The sequence below is a fragment of the Microbacterium soli genome, from assembly GCF_039539005.1.
In the GTDB taxonomy this organism is placed as follows: Bacteria; Actinomycetota; Actinomycetes; order Actinomycetales; family Microbacteriaceae; genus Microbacterium; species Microbacterium soli.
In genome coordinates this window covers 56,304-75,408 of the sequence record NZ_BAABCP010000001.1, presented here as the reverse complement: position 1 = coordinate 75,408, position 19,105 = coordinate 56,304, and the positions used below count along the sequence as shown (strand labels likewise).

Sequence of the window (19,105 nt, the reverse complement as noted above, 5' to 3'; positions counted from 1 at the left end):
GGCACCCCGGCGGACAGCGGCGGCACCCGACCCGGCGACGTGGGAGCAGTCCCCGTCGCCCGAGAGTCATGACACAGACCTCCCCATCGTCCTCACCGAGCCTGCTGCGCCTGGCCGGCCTGCCGTACTTCCTCATCGCGTTCATCGCGCGCCTGCCGTTCGCGATGATGGTGGTGGGGGTGCTCACCGTCGTCGTCACCGCCCGCGACTCGCTCTCGCTGGGCGGCCTCACCTCCGCGGCCGTGGGTGTGGGCACCGCTGTGGTCGGCCCGTTCCTCGGTGCCGCCGCCGACAGGTACGGGCAGCGCCCGGTGCTCGTGATCGTCGCCGTCCTCAACGCCCTCATGCTCGCCGTCTTCGCGGTGGTCGTGTACAGTCCGGCGTCCGGTGCGCTCGTTCTGCTGTCGGCCTTCACCGTGGGCGCCACCGCTCCACAGGTCGCACCGATGTCCCGCTCGCGTCTGGTGACGATCATCGACGAACGGATGCCGCGCGAGCGGCGTGCGCGCACCACCTCCGCCACGATGTCCTACGAGTCCGCCGCCGATGAGTCGGTGTTCGTGTTCGGCCCGTTCCTCGTCGGCGTGCTGGCATCGCTCATCGCCCCGTGGGCGCCGATCGCCCTGGCATCCCTGCTCACGCTGATCTTCGTGGGCGCCTTCGCGCTGCATCCCACGGGCCGCGAGGTGTCCGCCTCGCGTGCGGCGGACGGCGCGGCACCGTCCGCGGCCTCCGAGCTGTTCCGTCCGTCGCTGCTGGTGGTCGTGGTCGGCATCTTCGGTGTCGGACTGTTCTTCGGTGCGGCGCTGACCGCGCTGACCTCGTTCATGGACGATCGCGGTGCGGCCGAGCAGGCCGGGCTGCTGTACGGGGTGATGGGGATCGGCTCGGCCGTGCTCGCACTGGGTGTGGCCTGGCTGCCCGCACGATTCACCCTGCACATGCGCTGGCTGGCCTTCGCCGGCATCCTCCTGGCGGGGACGATCCTGTTGGCGACGGCGGGAAGCGTCACGGGCATGACCATCGCGCTTGCCGTTCTCGGCGTCGGCGTCGGCCCCACGCTCGTCACCCTCTACAGCCTGGGCGCCGCGCGCAGCCCGCTGGGGCGCTCGGCCACGGTCATGACGATGCTCGGTTCGGGGGTCGTCGTCGGGCAGGCGGCCGCGGCGGCGCTCACCGGTGAGATCGCCGAACGCGCCGGCACGGGACCCGCCCTGCTCATGCCGCTGGCGGCGGCCGGCGTGGTCGTGGCGGCGGGTGTCATGAACAGGCTGCTGACTCCCGTGCGGCGCTGATCCGCCTCCTCGGGCCGGGCAACGGGGTCGGCCGTCGCTCGGCGGGCTGGGTAGCCTGGAAGCACCGAGCAGAGGAGCATCCATGGTCACCGCCGAGTTCGTCATCGTCGCCAACAGGCTGCCGGTGGACCGCGTGATCGCCCCTGACGGGGAGGAGATCTGGCGCACCTCCCCGGGCGGGCTGGTCGCGGCGCTGGAGCCCATGATGCGCAACGTCGACGGGGCGTGGGTGGGCTGGGCCGGAATGCCGGACCTGGAGCTCTCCCCGTTCGATGCCGACGGCATCCGACTGATCCCCGTCACCCTCAGCGAGCAGGACATCGAGCAGTACTACGAGGGCTTCGCGAACGACACCATCTGGCCGCTGTACCACGATGTGATCGCTCCGCCGCAGTATCACCGGGAGTGGTGGGACGCGTACGTCTCCGTGAACCGGCGCTTCGCCGAGTCGGCCGCCGCCACAGCGGCGAGGAACGGCACGGTGTGGGTACACGACTACCAGCTGCAGCTGGTCCCGGAGATGGTGCGAGAGCTGCGCCCCGATGTCACGATCGGCTACTTCCACCACATCCCGTTCCCCGCGCACGGACTGTACGCCCAGCTGCCCTGGCGCGATCAGGTGCTCAGAGGCCTGCTGGGGGCGGACGTCGTCGGCTTCCAGCGTCCTCAGGACGCCGCCAACTTCGTCGCCGCCGTCCGGCGCAGGCTGGGCCATGAGACCACGGCCAACTCGATCACGCAGCCCGACGGGCGTCGCACTCAGGCCAAGGCGTTCCCCATCTCCATCGACACCGGACCGTACCGTGAGCTGGCGCGTCGGCCGGACATCCGCGCCCGCGCCGTGGAGATCCGCGAGGGTCTGGGCAATCCCCGGTGCATCCTGCTGGGTGTGGACAGACTGGACTACACCAAGGGGATCCGGCACCGCATCAAGGCGTACGGGGAGCTGCTGGACCAGGGGCGCATCAGCGTCGAAGACGTCGCCTTCATCCAGGTCGCCAGCCCCAGCAGGGCCCGCGTGGACGCCTACATGCATCTGCGCGATGAGGTGGAACTGGCCATCGGCCGCATCAACGGCGACCACGACACGCTCGGGCACACCGCCATCCGGTATCTGCACCAGGGGTTCCCGCGCGAGGAGATGGTGGCGATGTACCTCGCCGCCGACGTCATGCTCGTCACCGCGCTGCGCGACGGCATGAATCTCGTGGCGAAGGAGTACGTGGCCACCCGCATCGACAATCGCGGCGTGCTCGTGCTCAGCGAGTTCACCGGTGCGTCGGACGAGCTGCGTCAGGCCGTGCGCGTCAACCCGCACGACATCGAGGGCATGAAGGACGCCATCATCACCGCGATCGAGATGCCGCGCGAGGAGCAGAGCAGGCGGATGCGGTCGATGCGCAAGCGCGTGCTGGAGCATGACGTGGACGCCTGGTCGCGCTCGTTCCTGACGGCCCTGGAACGGGCCGCCGCACAGCGCCATCAGCCGGTCCCGGGACAGGGGGCGGCGTCATGACGCGCGCCTGGACTCAGGACGTCCCTGATCCCGCCGTCGCCGCGATCGCCCGCACGCCGGTGCTGCTGGTCGCGCTGGACTTCGACGGCACGGCGTCGCCCCTGGTTCCGGACCCGATGAGCGCCAGAGCGCTGCCGGAGACCGTCGCGGCGCTGGGGCGCCTCTCCGCGATGCCCGACACCCGGGTGGCGTTCATCTCCGGCCGCAGCCTCGTGCACCTGCGGGAGATCGCCGAGCACGACGATGATTCTCCGGTGATCCTCGCGGGCTCCCACGGCGCACAGTACTGGTACCCCGGTGAGGGCGAGGCGGATGTCGCGGAGAGCGCTCAGGAGCGCGCGCTGCGCGAATCCCTGTTCGACGAGCTCGAACCGCTGCTCACGGCCTACCCGGGAGTCGAGCTGGAGCGGAAGACGTTCGGAGTGGGCGTCCACGGTCGGCCCGCCGACCCGGCCGTGGAGCGGGCGGCGTTCGCCGCGGTCGACGAGGTGATGGCCCGTCGGGCCTCCCGTTGGCGGCGTCGGACGGGCGACCGGATCCTGGAGTTCTCGTCCCGCGACGAGGGCAAGGACGCCGCGATCGCCGCACTGCGGGCGCGCACGGGCGCCACCGGCATCCTGTTCGCCGGCGACGACGTCACCGACGAGGATGCGCTGCGCGTGCTCGGCGACGAGGATCTGGGCGTGCGAGTGGGACCGGGGGAGACCGCGGCGACCCTGCGGGTGGACTCCCCACAGGACATCGCGCGGCTTCTGGACGTCATTGCGACCGAACGCGCCGCCGGTCGGGAATAGACTTCCGTCATGTCCACCCATGAAGACTCTTCCGGCGCGCCCGGCGCGCCCGCCGAAATCGACATCAAGCCGCGAAGTCGGGTCGTCACCGACGGACTCGAGGCGACGACCTCGCGGGGCATGCTCCGCGCCGTCGGGATGGGGGACGCGGACTGGGACAAACCACAGATCGGCATCGCGTCCAGCTGGAACGAGATCACCCCGTGCAATCTCAGCCTGGACCGTCTCGCCCAGGGTGCGAAGGAGGGCGTGCACTCCGGCGGCGGCTACCCGCTGCAGTTCGGCACCATCTCCGTCTCCGACGGCATCTCGATGGGCCACGAGGGCATGCACTTCTCGCTCGTGTCGCGCGAGGTCATCGCCGACTCCGTCGAGACGGTCATGATGGCCGAGCGCCTGGACGGCAGCGTGCTGCTGGCGGGCTGTGACAAGTCCATCCCCGGCATGCTCATGGCCAGTGCCCGTCTGGGGCTGTCCAGCGTCTTCCTGTACGCCGGGTCCATCGCGCCCGGCTGGGTCAAGCTCTCCGACGGCACGGAGAAGGACATCACCATCATCGACTCGTTCGAGGGCGTCGGGGCGTGTCGCGCCGGTCTCATGAGCGAGGAGGACCTCAAGCGCATCGAGTGCGCATTCGCCCCCGGTGAGGGAGCGTGCGGCGGCATGTACACCGCCAACACCATGGCATCCGTCGCGGAGGCCCTGGGCCTCAGCCTCCCCGGCTCGGCCGCCCCGCCTGCCGCGGACCGTCGCCGCGACTACTTCGCGCATCGCTCCGGCGAGGCCGTCGTGAACCTGCTCCGCCAGGGGATCACCACCAAGGACATCCTCTCCAAGGAGGCGTTCGAGAACGCCATCTCCCTGGCGATGGCCCTCGGCGGATCGACCAACGTCGTCCTGCATCTGCTGGCCATCGCCAACGAGGCCGGCGTCGAGCTGAGCCTGCACGACTTCAACCGCATCGGCGACAAGGTGCCCCACGTGGGCGATCTGAAGCCGTTCGGCGAGTACGTGATGAACGACGTGGACCGTCACGGCGGCATCCCCGTGATCATGAAGGCCATGCTCGACGAGGGCTTCCTGCACGGCGATGCGCTGACGGTCACCGGCAAGACCGTGGCCGAGAACCTGCGCGAGCTGGACCCGGACCCCATCGACGGTGAAGTCATCCGCACCTTCGACAACCCGATCCACCCGACCGGTGGCCTCACGATCCTGCACGGCTCGATGGCTCCGGAGGGTGCCGTGGTGAAGACGGCCGGCTTCGACGCCACGGTCTTTGAGGGGCCCGCCCGCGTGTTCGAGCGCGAGCGCGCCGCGATGGACGCCCTCGCCGAGGGCGAGATCAAGGCCGGAGACGTCGTCGTCATCCGCTACGAGGGCCCGAAGGGCGGTCCCGGCATGCGCGAGATGCTCGCGATCACCGGCGCGATCAAGGGCGCTGGCCTCGGAAAAGATGTACTACTCTTGACGGACGGGCGATTCTCAGGCGGCACAACCGGCCTCTGCATCGGCCACATAGCACCCGAAGCGGTGGACGCAGGTCCGATCGCCTTCGTGCGCGATGGTGATCTGATACGGGTCGATATCGCGGCTCGCTCCCTCGAGCTACTCGTCGAGGAGGCTGAGCTGAACTCCCGCCGTGAGGGCTGGGAGCCCCTTCCTCCGCGCTATACCCGTGGCGTCCTCGCCAAGTACTCGCGTCTCGTGCGCTCCGCAGCGCAGGGGGCCGTGACCGGCTGACCCGTCGGTCGGGCTCGCGGCTGATCCGAAGCAGCAGACGCAACGTTCAGACATCAAGGAATGACATGACACCTCCTGATCCCGCACCCGCCGTGCCGCGGCCACCCGCGCGCGCCGCCTCCGCTCCCGAGATGACCGGAGCGGAGGCGGTCGTCCGCTCGCTCGAGAACCTGGGCGTCACCGATGTGTTCGGGCTGCCGGGAGGAGCCATCCTCCCGGTGTACGACCCTCTCATGGACGCCTCGGGCCTGCGCCACATCCTCGTGCGGCACGAGCAGGGTGCCGGACACGCGGCGGAGGGGTACGCGTCGGCATCCGGCAAGGTCGGCGTGTGCATCGCGACCTCCGGTCCGGGCGCCACCAACCTCGTCACCGCCATCGCCGACGCCTATATGGACTCCGTGCCACTGGTCGCGATCACCGGTCAGGTGTTCTCGACGCTCATGGGGACGGATGCCTTCCAGGAGGCCGACATCGTCGGCATCACCATGCCGGTGACCAAGCACTCGGTGCTCGTCAAGCGCGCGGAGGAGATCCCCGCAGCCATCGCCGCGGCGTTCGAGATCGCCTCGACCGGACGTCCGGGTCCGGTCCTGGTCGACATCACCAAGGACGCGCAGCAGGCCGTCGTCCCGTTCGTGTGGCCGCCGAAGCTGGACCTGCCAGGCTATCGTCCGGTGACCAAGGCCCACGGCAAGCAGATCCAGGCCGCGGCGACGCTGCTGGCCGAGGCCAAGAAGCCCGTGCTGTACGTCGGCGGCGGGGTGATCCGCGGCCGCGCCTCGGCCGAGCTGCTGGCATTGGCCGAATCCACGGGTGCGCCCGTGGTCACCACGCTCATGGCGCGGGGCGCGTTCCCCGACTCGCATGCGCAGCACCTCGGCATGCCGGGCATGCACGGCACGGTCCCGGCCGTGCTGGCGCTGCAGGAGGCCGACCTGATCGTGTCCCTGGGCGCACGCTTCGACGACCGCGTGACCGGGAAGGTGTCCCTGTTCGCTCCGAAGGCGAAGATCGTGCACGTCGACATCGACCCCGCCGAGATCTCGAAGATCCGCACCGCAGATGTGCCGATCGTGGGGGATGTGCGGGACGTGCTCGTCGACCTCGACACCGCCTTCCGCGGCACGATCGGCGATGCCGAGCCGGACACCGAGGAGTGGTGGTCGTACTTGGACGGGCTGCGCTCCGAGTACCCGCTCGGCTATGCACCCACCACCGACGGCCTGCTCTCCCCGCAGTACGTGATCCAGCGCATCGGGGAACTGACCGGACCGGAGGCCATCTACGCCGCCGGCGTCGGCCAGCACCAGATGTGGGCGGCGCAGTTCATCAAGTACGAGCGCCCCAACTCGTGGCTGAACTCGGGCGGCGCCGGCACGATGGGGTACTCGATCCCCGCGGCCATGGGAGCCAAGGTTGCCGAGCCCGATCGCATCGTGTGGTCGATCGACGGCGACGGATGCTTCCAGATGACCAATCAGGAGCTCGCCACCTGCGCCATCAACAACATCCCCATCAAGGTCGCCATCATCAACAACTCCTCGCTGGGGATGGTCCGGCAGTGGCAGACGCTCATCTACGACGGCCGACACTCCAACACCGACCTGAACACGGGCGCCGGCACCGTCCGCATCCCGGACTTCGTCAAGCTCGCGGAGGCATACGGGTGTCTCGCGATCCGTGTCGAGAAGGAGGAAGAGGTGGATGCCGCCATCCAGCTCGCCCTCGACACCAACGACCGTCCGGTCGTGATCGACTTCGTGGTGTCGGCGGATTCGATGGTGTGGCCCATGGTCAAGCAGGGGCTCAGCAACAGCTACATCCAGTACGCGCGTGACCACGCGCCGGCCTTCGAGCAGGAGGACTGAACCATGGCATCGCATGTGCTGAGCCTGCTGGTGGTGGACACCCCCGGCATCCTGACCCGCGTCGCGGGCCTGTTCGCCCGTCGCGGCTTCAACATCGAGTCGCTCGCGGTGGGCGTCACCGAGGTGGAGGGCATCTCGCGGATCACCGTCGTGGTCGACGTCGAGGACCAGCCGCTCGAGCAGGTCACCAAGCAGCTGAACAAGCTGATCAACGTCATCAAGATCGTCGAGCTCGAGCAGCCGTCGTCCGTGCAGCGCGAACACATGCTCATCAAGGTGCGCACCGACAACAACACCCGCTCGAACGTGCTCGAGGTCGTGAACCTGTTCCGCGCCTCCGTCGTCGACTACGCGCCCGACGCACTGGTCATCGAGGTGACCGGCGATCAGGGCAAGGTGCAGGCGCTGCTGCGGGCTCTCGAGCCCTTCGGCATCAAGGAGCTCGCGCAGTCGGGCCTGCTCGCGATCGGGCGCGGCGGCAAGAGCATCACTGAGCGCGTCCTGCGCGGCTGAGACCACAGGGCCCCGTAGCCTTTCCGGGGCCGCACACGAACCCACAACCAAGGAGAAACACGTGAGCACTGAGATCTTCTATGACGACGACGCCGACCTGTCGATCATCCAGAGCAAGAAGGTCGCCATCGTCGGCTACGGCTCGCAGGGCCACGCCCACGCGATGAACCTTCGCGACTCGGGCGTCGAGGTGGCCATCGCCCTCAAGGAGGGCTCGAAGTCCATCGCCAAGGCCGAGGAGGCGGGCTTCCCCGTCAAGACCGTCGCCGACGCCACCGAGTGGGCCGACGTCATCATGATCCTCGCGCCCGACCAGCACCAGCGCACGATCTACACGGAGTCCATCAAGGACCGTCTGACCGCGGGCAAGGCCCTCGCCTTCGCACACGGGTTCAACATCCGCTTCGGTTACATCGACGCTCCCGACGGTGTCGACGTCATCCTCGTCGCCCCGAAGGCGCCCGGCCACACCGTGCGTCGCGAGTTCGTCGCGGGCCGCGGCATCCCGGACATCATCGGCGTCGAGCGCGACGCCTCCGGCCAGGCCTGGGCGCTGGCGCTGTCGTACGCGAAGGGCATCGGCGGCACCCGTGCCGGCGTCATCAAGACGACCTTCACGGAGGAGACCGAGACCGACCTGTTCGGCGAGCAGGCCGTGCTGTGCGGCGGCATGAGCCACCTCGTGCAGGCGGGCTTCGAGACCCTCGTCGAGGCGGGCTACCAGCCGCAGATCGCGTACTTCGAGGTGCTGCACGAGCTCAAGCTCATCGTCGACCTGATGTGGGAGGGCGGCATCGCCAAGCAGCGCTGGTCGATCTCCGACACCGCAGAGTTCGGCGACTACGTGTCGGGCCCGCGTATCATCGACAGCAGCGTCAAGGACCGCATGAAGGAGGTGCTGGGCGACATCCAGTCCGGCGCGTTCGCCAAGCGCTTCATCGACGACCAGGACAACGGTGCGAAGGAATTCCTGGCCCTTCGTGAGAAGGAGCAGGGCCACCCCATCGAGAGCACCGGCAAGGAGCTGCGTGCTCTGTTCGCCTGGAAGCAGACCGACGAGGACTACGTGGAGGGCAGCGCCGCGCGCTGATCCCCGCATCCGCATACGGAAGGCGGGCATCCCGATGAGGATGCCCGCCTTCTCGTCTTCGAACCGGCGGTGTCAGTCCGCTGCCGGGGCGGCGTCCTCGACGACGGCCGGGGCGGTGACGCCCTCACCCCACACGGGGGCGGGCAGGGTGACGGTCCGGCCGTCCTGGATCTGACGCAGCGCGTCGGTGATCTCCTCGGCGTTCTCGGGGACGGGCAGATCGCAGGTGCGCAGTTCCGAGGCGAACTTGAGCGTCAGCCGCTGCTTGCCCGCCTCCACGGCCTCCGCGGTCGTGCCCGACATGATCTCACTGCCGGTCTGGATGTCGGAGACCTCGTCGCACACGTGGTAGACCGACCCGCCGGACACCCAGGTGACCTCGTCCTGGCCGAGCAGCTGGATGACGGTGGACTGATCGGCGGTGTACTGCTCGACGGATGCCGGGGTGAAGTCCGCTCCGAAGTATGCGGCGATGGCCGCCAGCACGATGCCGGCGATGCCCGCAGTGGCCTTCTGGCCCTTGTCCATGTCCTTGTTGAGGAAGATGAGGATGATCAGCGGCACGAACGCGATGATCGCGATGATCGCACCGAGCTGGTTCTGCACGAAGAATCGGAACGTGTCGGACTTCCTGGCGGGGTCGAGGCGGTTGGCCTTCTTCCACAGCACGGAGCCCGTGATCGAGAGCGCCGCGATGACCACCAGCAGCACGAGCAGGGTGATGAACGCCCACTGCGGGAAGGACGAGGCGGCGACCTGCTCCTGCAGCAGACCGGTCTCGGGGTCGCGCTCGAGTCCACCCTCGGTGGTGACGACGCGCTGCCGCAGCAGCCAGAAGATCCCGACCGCCTCTCCGGCGATCGCCAGCGCCCACAGCGCGACGGCGATCCACCGGAACGTGGTCGCCTTCTTCTTCGCCTCCGCCGTCGGCGTCCAGGTGCGGTCGGCGGCGGATGCCGCGGACTCCTGCTGGACGTCCTTCTCACTGCTCTGTGCCACGTTTCCTCCCGGTGTGGTGTCGCCCCCGAGCCTAGTGGGAGGGGGCGACCTCCGTGTCGGTACGCTGGAGACATGAGATCCGACGGCGATGACGACGCGCTCAGCTGGGAGGGCGATGACGAGCTCGAGGGGCTCCGCTCCGAGCCGCGTCGCAGGGAGTCCGCCGCGGCGGAGGAGACGGCGGCGCCCTCTGCTCCGAGCCTCGAGCACGTGACGGACCCGGTATCCGGGGGCGCACTCGCCGAGGATCCCGTGACCGGATCCGGCGCGGCGACCGCGACGTCCGACGAGCCGCAGGCGCTGAGCACGGTGAGCCTGGTGATGCTCGGCGTCCTCGGCGGCGTGTATCTGCTGTACACCATCGGGTGGTTCCTCGGCGGGACCGGTGTGCACGGCAGTGCGGCGATCCTGCTCCCCGCGCCGCTGTACCAGGCCGGACTGTGGGCGGCCGTGCTCGCCCCGGCGCTGTGGTTCTCGGCATCCGTCGTGGCCACACGCCACGCGAAGACGTGGGTGCGGATGGCCGCACTCGTCCTGGGCGCGCTGCTGCTGGTGCCCTGGCCGTTCGTCGTCGCCGGGGGAGGGGGCGTGCTGTGAGCGCTGACTCCATGACCCCCATGCCGACGTCACGCCCTGGCCGGGTGCTGCGCGGCGTGCTCACCGGCATCCTGGGGCTAGCGTATGCGTTCATCGTGTGGACGGCGGTGTTCCAGCTCATCCAGTTCGCGCAGATCGGGATCGTCGGGACGGCGTGGATCCTGCTCCTGCTGCCCGTTGTGCTGCCGGTCGTCGTCTTCGTCGCGGTGCTGGCGGTCACGCGCCGTCGGACGCTGGGCGTCTTCCTGCTCGTGATGCTGGCCGGTCTCGGTCTCAGTGCCGTGTTCTGGCTCGACACGCTCAGCTACACGCTGCGCAACGCGACGACGCTGCTGGGCTGACGTTTCGCGCCGAGCGGAGGCCCTTGCATCCGTGCCCCGGGCGACACATGGTCGGGACGGGTCGTCGGCCTGCGGTAATGTGTGTCCCGATCGTGCCCCGACGGCGTGCGGCGCATCGACCGCCCTCCACCGTGTGATGCCCCGAAGGATATCTGTGTCGAACCAGTCAGCGTCCAAGCCCGTCGTCCTCCTCGCCGAGGTCCTCTCTCCCGCCACGGTCGAGGCCCTCGGCCCCGACTTCGACGTGCGGCAGGTGGACGGCACGGACCGGGAGGCGCTGTTCGCCGCCCTCGCCGACGCGGATGCCGTGCTCGTCCGCTCCGCGACGAAGGTCGATGCCGAGGCGCTGTCGCACGCCCCCAACCTCAAGGTCATCGCCCGCGCGGGCGTGGGCCTGGACAACGTCGACATCAAGGCGGCCACGGCCGCGGGCGTCATGGTCGTCAACGCACCGACCTCCAACATCGTCTCCGCCGCGGAGCTGACCATCGGTCACATCCTCAGCCTCGCCCGCCGCATCCCGGCCGCGAACGCGTCGCTGTCCGGCGGGGCGTGGAAGCGCAGCTCGTTCACGGGCGCCGAGCTGTTCGAGAAGACCATCGGCATCGTGGGGCTCGGCCGCATCGGTGCGCTCGTCGCCGCGCGGATGAACGCCTTCGACATGCGCGTGATCGCCTACGACCCGTATGTCACGAGCTCTCGTGCGCAGCAGCTGGGCGTGCAGCTGGTGTCGCTGGACGAGCTCGCCGCCGAGTCCGACTTCATCACCATCCACATGCCCAAGACCCCCGAGACGACGGGCATGATCGGCGCCGCGCAGTTCGCCGCGATGAAGAAGACCGCCTTCATCGTGAACGTCGCCCGCGGCGGCCTGATCGACGAGGCCGATCTGTACGAGGCGCTCGTCGCCGGTGAGATCGCCGGTGCGGGTCTGGACGTGTTCACGTCCGAGCCGCCGGCGGAGGGCAGCACCGCCCACGCGCTGCTGAGCCTGCCGAACGTCGTCGTCACCCCGCACCTGGGCGCCAGCACCGTCGAGGCGCAGGAGAAGGCCGGTGTGTCGGTGGCGCGCTCGGTGCGCCTCGCGCTGGGCGGAGACCTGGTGCCGGATGCCGTCAACGTCGCGGGCGGTGTCATCGACCCGTACGTGCGTCCCGGCATCGCGCTGGTGGAGAAGCTCGGCCAGATCTTCTCGGCGCTCTCGCAGTCGCCGCTGACCAGCCTGGACGTCGAGGTGCACGGCGAGCTGAACGACTACGACGTGAGCGTGCTGAAGCTCGCCGCGCTCAAGGGCGTCTTCACGAACATCGTCAGTGACACCGTGTCGTACGTCAACGCCCCGCTGCTGGCCGACCAGCGCGGTGTGACCGTGCGGCTGCTCAAGGACGACGTGAGCGAGGAGTACCGCAACGTCATCACACTGAGCGGTGCGCTCTCGGACGGCTCGCAGCTGTCGGTGTCCGGCACGCTGACCGGTCCCAAGCAGGTCGAGAAGCTCGTCGCCATCAACGACCACGCCATCGAGTTGCCCATCGAGAAGCACCACGTCGTCATGATGTACACCGACCGCCCCGGCATTGTGGCCGTCTTCGGCCAGAAGTTCGGTGAGGCGGGCATCAACATCGCCGGCATGCAGGTCGCGCGTGAGGCTGCGGGCGCGCAGGCGCTCAGCGTGCTGACGCTGGACTCGCCGGTGACCGACGAGCTGCTGGCCGAGATCAGCGCCGCCATCGATGCCGACCTGTTCCGTCAGGTGGAGATCACCGAGGTCTGAACCAGCTCGATGAGCCGCGCGAGCGCGGCACCCGACGGGACGCTGTCGCCGGGGTCGCCGTCGGGGTCGGCGAGCGAGTTGTTGAAGTACAGTCCGTCGCTGAGAAGCATCACCAGATCCAGCGCGGCCTCGTCGCGCACGTGGGGGCGGATGGCCTCCGCCCACAACCGGCGGGATTCGCGCAGCGCTGCGGATGCGGCGGATGAGCCGCCCTGTGCGAGCCGTGTGGTGGCGATGAGGGCGCGATCGAGCGCGTCGTCCTCCATCACCGAGGTTCGGATGTAGTAGGCGATGGGACCCTCCGCGGCGGCGCGCATGCGCGCCAGGTCGGCGGCGGTCAGGGCGGCCAGGCGCTCTGCGAGACCGGCCGCCAGGTCGTCCTTCGAGGGGAAATGATAGAGTAGCCCGCCCTTGGACACCTCGGCGGCCTTGGCGACGGCGTCGAGCGTCGCCGCGCGCTCACCCTCGGCGATGAGCAGGTCCTCGTACGCGTCCAGTACGCGTTCGCGGGCCAGCGGTGGGCGCGGCATGGTGCCTCCGACTCTGACGGTCATGGTTCCTGTCTGTGTTACTATACCATCTGGACGGTTAAGTAATGGGAAGGCGCGTCATGTCCACGACGGGGACGATCCCGCTCCTGCACGAGGACGGCCCGCGCGTGGGAGCGCGCGGCTGGGCGGCGTTGATCGTGCTGATGCTGCCCGTGCTGCTCGTGTCGGTCGACAACACGGTGCTGGCCTTCGCGATCCCCGAGATCTCGCTGGCGCTGGCGCCCAGCGGCACCGAGCAGCTGTGGATCATCGACGTCTACTCGCTCGTGCTCGCAGGTCTCCTCGTGACGATGGGGGTGCTGGGAGACCGGTTCGGACGGCGACGGATGCTGCTGATCGGAGCGACGGGTTTCGCGGTGACGTCCGCGATCGCGGCCTTTGCGCCGACGGCGGGGCTCCTCATCGCCGCCCGCGCGGTCCTGGGCGTGTTCGGGGCGATGCTCATGCCGTCCACCCTGTCGCTGCTGCGCTCCGTGTTCCGCAATCGCGACCAGCGTCGCCTGGCCATCGCGGTGTGGGCCGCCGCCTTCTCCGCCGGATCCGCGCTCGGACCCGTCGTCGGCGGCATCCTGCTCGAGCACTTCTGGTGGGGAGCCGTGTTCCTCATCGCGGTGCCCGTCCTCGTGCCGCTGCTGATCGGCGGACTGCGGCTGCTGTCGGAGAGCAGCGACCCCGATCCGGGTCGGATCGACCCGCTGGGAATCCTGCTGTCGATGGCGGCGATGACTCCCGTCGTCTTCGCCATCAAATCACTGGCCGTCGACGGGGTGAATGCGCTGGCCGCGGTGCTGCTGCTGGCCGGTGCGGCTGCCGCCGCCCTGTTCGTGCGGCGGATGCGGCGCGCAGCGCATCCGATGCTCGACATGACCCTGTTCCGCCGGGGCGGCTTCAGCGGGGCGATCCTCGTCAACCTGCTCAGCATCATCGCCCTGGTCGGCTTCCTGTACTTCGTGTCGCAGCAGCTTCAGCTCGTGATCGGCCTGTCGCCCCTGGTGGCCGGGCTCGCGCTGGTGCCCGGGATGGCGGCCATGATCGTGGCGGGACTGTGCGTGGTGCCGATCTCGCGGCGGGTGGCGCCGCACATCGTCGTGCCGACCGCGCTGTCCCTGTCCGCACTGGGGTACGCGATGGTCGCCGCCACGGCGAGCCTGAACAGCGCGGGCTGGCTCATGGGCGCGTTCGTCGTGCTGGGGCTCGGCATCGGGGCGGCGGAGACGATCTCGAACGAGCTGATCCTCGCGAACGCCCCCGCCGCGAAAGCGGGTGCGGCCAGCGCCGTGTCCGAGACGGCGTACGAGCTCGGGGCGGTCCTGGGCACGGCCGTGCTGGGCGGCATCATCACCGCCTTCTACCGCGGCGCACTGCGCATTCCCGAAGGGGTGCCCACGGCCGCCGCCGCGGAGGCCCGGGAGACGCTCGCCGGCGCCTACACGGCCGTCGGGCGCCTGCCGGAGCGTCTCGGCGGCGCACTGTGGGAGGCGGCGTCCTCCGCCTTCGGCTCCGGCGTCGTGACCACCTCGATCATCGGCGCGCTACTGGTGTGCGGCGCCCTGATCGTCGCGCTCGTCACACTGCGCCCCGAACGTCGTCGGACACCGCGCTGATCGGCATCCACGGGCCGAGCGCACGACTCGCGGTCAGGACCGGCGTCCTGTCACGACTACGCTGGTGCACGTGTCCGCGGCGACTCGCGTGGCGGACGGTCGTGGTGCAAGGGAGATCCATGTCGCGTATCGTGAAGCTGGCCGTCATCCCCGGTGACGGGATCGGCCGAGAGGTCATCGCGGAGGCCGAGCGCGTGCTCGACGCCGTCACGGCGGACAGCGAGGTCGTGTTCGAGAAGACGACGTTCTCGCTCGGCGCCGGCCGATTCCTCGAGACCGGGGACACGCTCACGGATGCCGATCTGGAGTCCATCCGCGCGCACGACGCGATCCTGCTCGGCGCTGTCGGCGGACAGCCCGGTGACCCCCGTCTGAAGGACGCCAACATCGAGCGCGGTCTGCTGCTGCGGCTGCGCTTCGAGCTCGACCACTACGTGAACCTGCGCCCCTCGAAGCTGTTCGCCGGAGCATCCGGACCGCTCGCGAACCCCGGCGAGATCGACTTCGTCGTGGTGCGCGAGGGCACCGAGGGGCCGTACGTCGGCAACGGCGGCAGCATCCGGCGCGGCACCCCGCAAGAGGTCGCCAACGAGACCAGCGTGAACACCGCCTTCGGTGTGGAGCGGGTGGTGCGCTACGCGTTCGACCTCGCCGAGCGCCGCAGCCGCCGACTCACCCTCGTGCACAAGACCAACGTGCTCGTGCACGCCGGCGGCATGTGGAAGCGCATCGTCGACGAGGTCGCCGCCGAGCATCCCGACGTCGCCGTCGACTATCTGCATGTCGACGCCGCCACCATCTTCCTCGTGACCGACCCGTCCCGCTTCGACGTGATCGTCACGGACAACCTCTTCGGCGACATCCTCACCGATCTGGCCGGCGCCGTCACCGGCGGCATCGGCCTGGCAGCCTCGGGGAACATCAACCCCGACGGCGCCTTCCCCTCGATGTTCGAGCCCGTGCACGGCTCGGCGCCGGACATCGCGGGACAGCAGAAGGCCGACCCCACGGCGGCGATCCTCTCCGTCGCGATGCTGCTCGAACACCTCGGGCTGCGCGACGAGGCCGCACGCGTGCAGCGCGCCGTCGAGCAGGACATCGCCGCCCGCGAGGGCACCCGCCGGACCAGCGAGATCGGCGACGCCGTGATCGCCGGGCTTCAGGCGTAATCTGACAATACGCGCGCATCGCCGCCCGCACCCCGACCGAGGACAGACATGACCGACACCACGACCAGCGCACCCGCCGGTGAACTCACGTTCGCCGTGACGAAGAACCTCGCGGCCGCCAGCACCGCCCAGCGGGAGGAGATCCTGCGCAACCCCGGGTTCGGCCTGCACTTCACCGACCACATGGTCGACATCTGCTGGTCGGAGAAGGGCGGCTGGCACCGTCCGCGCGTGCAGCCCTACGGTCCGATCTCCCTGGATCCCGCCGCGGCCGTGCTGCACTACGGACAGGAGATCTTCGAGGGCATCAAGGCGTACCGGCATACCGACGGTTCCGTGCACACCTTCCGTCCCGACCGCAACGCGGCCCGGCTGCAGAACAGCGCCCGTCGCCTGGCACTGCCCGAACTGCCCACCGAGTACTTCATCCAGGCGCTGCACGAGCTCATCGCCGTCGACGGGGCCTGGGTGCCTTCCGGGGAAGACCAGAGCCTGTACCTGCGCCCCTTCATGTTCGCGAAGGAGGCGTTCCTCGGTGTGCGTCCGGCGAAGAAGGTGGGCTTCTACCTCATCGCCTCGCCCGCCGGCGCCTACTTCTCCGGCGGCGTCAAACCGGTGCGCATCTGGCTCAGCGAGAACTACGCGCGGGCGGGCAAGGGCGGCACGGGCGCGGCGAAGACGGGCGGCAACTACGCGTCCAGCCTGCTCCCGCAGGCCGAGGCGAACGACAAGGGCTGCGACCAGGTGGTCTTCCTCGACCAGCATCGCCATGTCGAGGAGCTCGGCGGCATGAACATCGTGTTCGTCTTCAAGGATGGGCACCTGGCTACACCCGCCTCGGAGTCGATCCTCGAGGGCATCACGCGCGACTCGCTGCTGCAGCTGGCCGAGGACCGCGGCCTGACCGTCGAGCGCCGTGACGTCTCGCTGGACGAGTGGCGCGAGGGTGTGGCGTCCGGTGACATCGTCGAGGTGTTCGCGTGCGGCACGGCCGCCGTGGTCACCCCCATCGGCGCGCTGGTGGCGGAGGGCTTCGAAGACGTGCAGCCTCTGGGCGAGCTGGCGCTGTCGCTGCGCGAGGAGCTCACCGACATCCAGTACGGCCGCCGTGAGGACAGGCATGGCTGGCTGCACCGGCTCGACGCCTGAGGCTCGGCGGACCCCGACTAGGCTGTCCGGATGAAGATCGCACGATTCAGTCACAGTGAGGGCATCCGGTACGGCATCGTCGATGAGGGCGAACTCGTCGTGCTCTCCGGTGACCCGATGTTCGCCGGGTTCGAGACGACGGGCGAGCGGATCCCGCTGTCGGATGCGGCACTGCTCGCGCCGGTGATCCCGCGCTCGAAGGTCGTGTGCGTGGGTCGCAACTACCACGAGCATGCCGCGGAGTTCGGCAACGTGGCGCCCGAGGAGCCGCTGCTGTTCCTCAAGCCCAACACCTCCGTGATCGGGCCCGGCGACACGATCGTGCGCCCGGCGATCTCGGAGCGCACCGAATACGAGGGCGAGCTGGTGGCCGTCATCGGACGCATCGCGAAGAACGTCTCGGCCGATGACGCGCTCGACCACGTGTTCGGGTACACGGTGGGCAACGACTTCACGGCACGCGACCTGCAGCGCAAGGACGGGCAGTGGACGCGCGGGAAGGGCTTCGACACCTTCTGCCCGCTGGGCCCGGTCATCGAGACGGAGTTCGACGCAGAGTCTGCGCGTCTGGAGACCCGGGTCAACGGAGAGGTCCGCCAGCAGGCCCCGCTGACGGACATGATCCACTCCGTCGCCGACATCATCGCCTACGCCTCGGCGGTGTTCACCCTGCTCCCGGGCGACGTCATCATGACCGGCACCCCCGCCGGCGTCGGACCGGTGCAGGCCGGCGACACCATCGAGATCGAGATCACGGGGATCGGGACGCTGCGCAACCCGGTGCGGGACGCGCCGCCCACCCCGTGAGCACGCTGACCGCCGACCGGCTCAGGGCCGTGCAACGGCGCACCGTCCGTGTGCTGTCGCTCGGGCAGGTGCTGGGCGGCATCGCCTTCGGTGCGACCGTGTCGCTGGGGGCGCTGCTGGCGGCGGACCTGTCCGGCGACGATGCGCTGTCGGGCCTGGCCACGGCATCCGTCACCCTGGGCGCCGCGGCGTTCGCGATCCCGCTCGCCCGCTTCGCGGCCCGGCGGGGCCGGCGGCTGTCGCTGACGGCGGGGAACCTGCTGGCGCTGATCGGCATCGCCGTGGTGATCTCAGCGGCGGCCTGGCGGGTGTTCCCGCTGCTGCTGGTCGGGATCGTCATGATCGGCATGGGCAACGCCGGAAACCTGCAGTCCCGTTTCGCGGCCGCAGACCTCGCCTCGCCCGAGCATCGTGGCCGCGATCTGTCGATCGTCGTGTGGTCGACGACGGTCGGCGGTGTGGCCGGTCCGCTGCTGCTGACGCCGGGGGAGGTGGTCGGCCAGGCGGTCGGGATGCCGCCGCTGACCGGCTCATACCTGTTCTCCTTCGTCGCCCAGGCCGCCGCCCTCGTGCTGTATCTCGTGGCGCTGCGGCCGGATCCGCTGCTCACGGCGTTGCGCATGGTCGAGTCGCCCTCGCGCGCGGCGGTGCTGGGAGCCGGTGAGGACCATCCGGTGGCCGCACGGTATGCGATCTTCGCCGTGGCGGGGTCGCACGCGGTGATGGCGTCTGTCATGGCGATGACGCCCATCCATCTCAAGCACATGGCGCACGGCATGGGCGGCGGGATGCCCTCCAGCACGGATGTGACGCTGCTCGTGGGCATCACGATCGCCCTGCACGTGGCCGGGATGTACGGGCTGTCGCCGGTGTTCGGCATCCTCGCCGACCGGTGGGGGAGGATCCGCGTGGTGCTGCTGGGACAGGCCGTGCTGGCGGCGTCACTGGTGACGGCCATCGTCGCGGGGGAGAACCCGGCGGGCGTCATGATCGCCCTGGTGCTGCTGGGTCTCGGGTGGAGCGCCGCCACGGTCGCCGGCGCCGCACTGCTGACCGAGTCGTCGACGGTGCCGCGGCGTCCTCGGCGCCAGGGGATCAGCGACTCGCTCATGAGTCTCACCGCGGCTGTGGGAGCGGCCGCGGCGGGCCCGGTGCTCACGCATTTCGGCTACGGCGGGCTCAGCATCGTCGCGCTCGTGTTCGTCGTCGCCATCACCGTGCTGTCGCCGCTCGGGCGCATCCGCTGACGGGCTTCGGCGTCGCCTGATGCGCGGCTTCGGGCGCAGCATCCG

Annotated in this window: 17 protein-coding genes; 15 read left to right on the top strand and 2 right to left on the bottom strand. The window is 69.6% G+C overall.

The window, feature by feature from the left end; genetic code table 11:
• The first annotated feature begins 68 nt into the window (after nucleotides 1-68).
• The 7 genes from ABD770_RS00380 to ilvC all read left to right on the top strand — a co-directional run bounded on the left by ABD770_RS00380 (nucleotide 69) and on the right by ilvC (nucleotide 8,822).
• Complete coding sequence (locus tag ABD770_RS00380) at nucleotides 69-1,295, top strand: MFS transporter (RefSeq protein ID WP_344817507.1); 1,227 nt, start codon at nucleotides 69-71, stop codon at nucleotides 1,293-1,295.
• Nucleotides 1,296-1,377: 82 nt separating this feature from the next.
• Complete coding sequence (locus ABD770_RS00375) at nucleotides 1,378-2,811, top strand: alpha,alpha-trehalose-phosphate synthase (UDP-forming) (protein WP_344817506.1); 1,434 nt, start codon at nucleotides 1,378-1,380, stop codon at nucleotides 2,809-2,811.
• Nucleotides 2,808-3,605: a trehalose-phosphatase gene (otsB, locus tag ABD770_RS00370; RefSeq protein ID WP_344817505.1), complete on the top strand. Its 798-nt coding sequence runs from the start codon at nucleotides 2,808-2,810 to the stop codon at nucleotides 3,603-3,605. The genes ABD770_RS00375 and otsB overlap by 4 nt, the downstream gene beginning before the upstream one ends.
• 9 nt (nucleotides 3,606-3,614) lie before the next feature.
• On the top strand, nucleotides 3,615-5,348 hold the full coding sequence (gene ilvD / locus ABD770_RS00365) for a dihydroxy-acid dehydratase (RefSeq protein ID WP_344817504.1): 1,734 nt from the start codon (nucleotides 3,615-3,617) through the stop codon (nucleotides 5,346-5,348).
• Nucleotides 5,349-5,479: 131 nt separating this feature from the next.
• Entirely contained in the window at nucleotides 5,480-7,219 is a 1,740-nt protein-coding gene (locus ABD770_RS00360) for an acetolactate synthase large subunit (protein ID WP_425562755.1), read from the top strand.
• A 3-nt stretch (nucleotides 7,220-7,222) separates the two neighbouring features.
• Entirely contained in the window at nucleotides 7,223-7,732 is a 510-nt protein-coding gene (gene ilvN / locus ABD770_RS00355; RefSeq protein ID WP_344817502.1) for an acetolactate synthase small subunit, read from the top strand.
• Between the two features lie 61 nt (nucleotides 7,733-7,793).
• A complete protein-coding gene (gene ilvC, locus ABD770_RS00350) occupies nucleotides 7,794-8,822 on the top strand; it encodes a ketol-acid reductoisomerase (RefSeq protein ID WP_344817501.1) in 1,029 nt (342 codons plus the stop codon).
• Nucleotides 8,823-8,894: 72 nt separating this feature from the next.
• On the opposite strand, the gene ABD770_RS00345 is transcribed toward ilvC, so the two are convergent.
• The gene (locus ABD770_RS00345; protein WP_344817500.1) at nucleotides 8,895-9,821 is read right to left on the bottom strand and encodes a hypothetical protein; all 927 of its coding nucleotides are present in this window, start codon (nucleotides 9,819-9,821) and stop codon (nucleotides 8,895-8,897) included.
• 72 nt (nucleotides 9,822-9,893) lie between these two features.
• On the opposite strand from ABD770_RS00345, the gene ABD770_RS00340 reads away from it, so the two are divergent.
• The 3 genes from ABD770_RS00340 (at nucleotide 9,894) to serA (ending at nucleotide 12,533) form a co-directional block, all read left to right on the top strand.
• Nucleotides 9,894-10,418, top strand: a complete 525-nt coding sequence (locus ABD770_RS00340; protein ID WP_344817499.1) for a DNA polymerase III subunit gamma/tau — start codon at nucleotides 9,894-9,896, stop codon at nucleotides 10,416-10,418.
• On the top strand, nucleotides 10,415-10,759 hold the full coding sequence (locus tag ABD770_RS00335; protein WP_344817498.1) for a hypothetical protein: 345 nt from the start codon (nucleotides 10,415-10,417) through the stop codon (nucleotides 10,757-10,759). The genes ABD770_RS00340 and ABD770_RS00335 overlap by 4 nt, the downstream gene beginning before the upstream one ends.
• A gap of 154 nt (nucleotides 10,760-10,913) precedes the next feature.
• Nucleotides 10,914-12,533, top strand: a complete 1,620-nt coding sequence (gene serA, locus ABD770_RS00330; RefSeq protein WP_344817497.1) for a phosphoglycerate dehydrogenase — start codon at nucleotides 10,914-10,916, stop codon at nucleotides 12,531-12,533.
• On the opposite strand, the gene ABD770_RS00325 is transcribed toward serA, so the two are convergent.
• Nucleotides 12,509-13,063, bottom strand: a complete 555-nt coding sequence (locus tag ABD770_RS00325; protein ID WP_344819824.1) for a TetR/AcrR family transcriptional regulator — start codon at nucleotides 13,061-13,063, stop codon at nucleotides 12,509-12,511. The two genes, serA and ABD770_RS00325, sit on opposite strands and share 25 nt — an antisense overlap.
• An 80-nt stretch (nucleotides 13,064-13,143) precedes the next feature.
• Between ABD770_RS00325 and ABD770_RS00320 the strand changes: the two genes are divergently transcribed.
• The 5 genes from ABD770_RS00320 to ABD770_RS00300 all read left to right on the top strand — a co-directional run bounded on the left by ABD770_RS00320 (nucleotide 13,144) and on the right by ABD770_RS00300 (nucleotide 19,060).
• The gene (locus ABD770_RS00320) at nucleotides 13,144-14,688 is read left to right on the top strand and encodes an MFS transporter (protein WP_344817496.1); all 1,545 of its coding nucleotides are present in this window, start codon (nucleotides 13,144-13,146) and stop codon (nucleotides 14,686-14,688) included.
• A gap of 119 nt (nucleotides 14,689-14,807) precedes the next feature.
• Nucleotides 14,808-15,857 carry a 3-isopropylmalate dehydrogenase gene (locus ABD770_RS00315; RefSeq protein WP_344817495.1) on the top strand — a complete coding sequence of 350 codons (1,050 nt, stop codon included), beginning with the start codon at nucleotides 14,808-14,810 and terminating at the stop codon, nucleotides 15,855-15,857.
• A gap of 48 nt (nucleotides 15,858-15,905) precedes the next feature.
• Complete coding sequence (locus ABD770_RS00310; protein ID WP_344817494.1) at nucleotides 15,906-17,006, top strand: branched-chain amino acid aminotransferase; 1,101 nt, start codon at nucleotides 15,906-15,908, stop codon at nucleotides 17,004-17,006.
• A 30-nt stretch (nucleotides 17,007-17,036) separates the two neighbouring features.
• Nucleotides 17,037-17,813, top strand: coding sequence for a fumarylacetoacetate hydrolase family protein (locus tag ABD770_RS00305; protein WP_344817493.1), 777 nt, complete (start codon nucleotides 17,037-17,039; stop codon nucleotides 17,811-17,813).
• The gene (locus ABD770_RS00300) at nucleotides 17,810-19,060 is read left to right on the top strand and encodes an MFS transporter (RefSeq protein ID WP_344817492.1); all 1,251 of its coding nucleotides are present in this window, start codon (nucleotides 17,810-17,812) and stop codon (nucleotides 19,058-19,060) included. Before ABD770_RS00305 ends, ABD770_RS00300 begins: the two co-directional genes overlap by 4 nt.
• The last annotated feature ends 45 nt before the right edge of the window (nucleotides 19,061-19,105 follow it).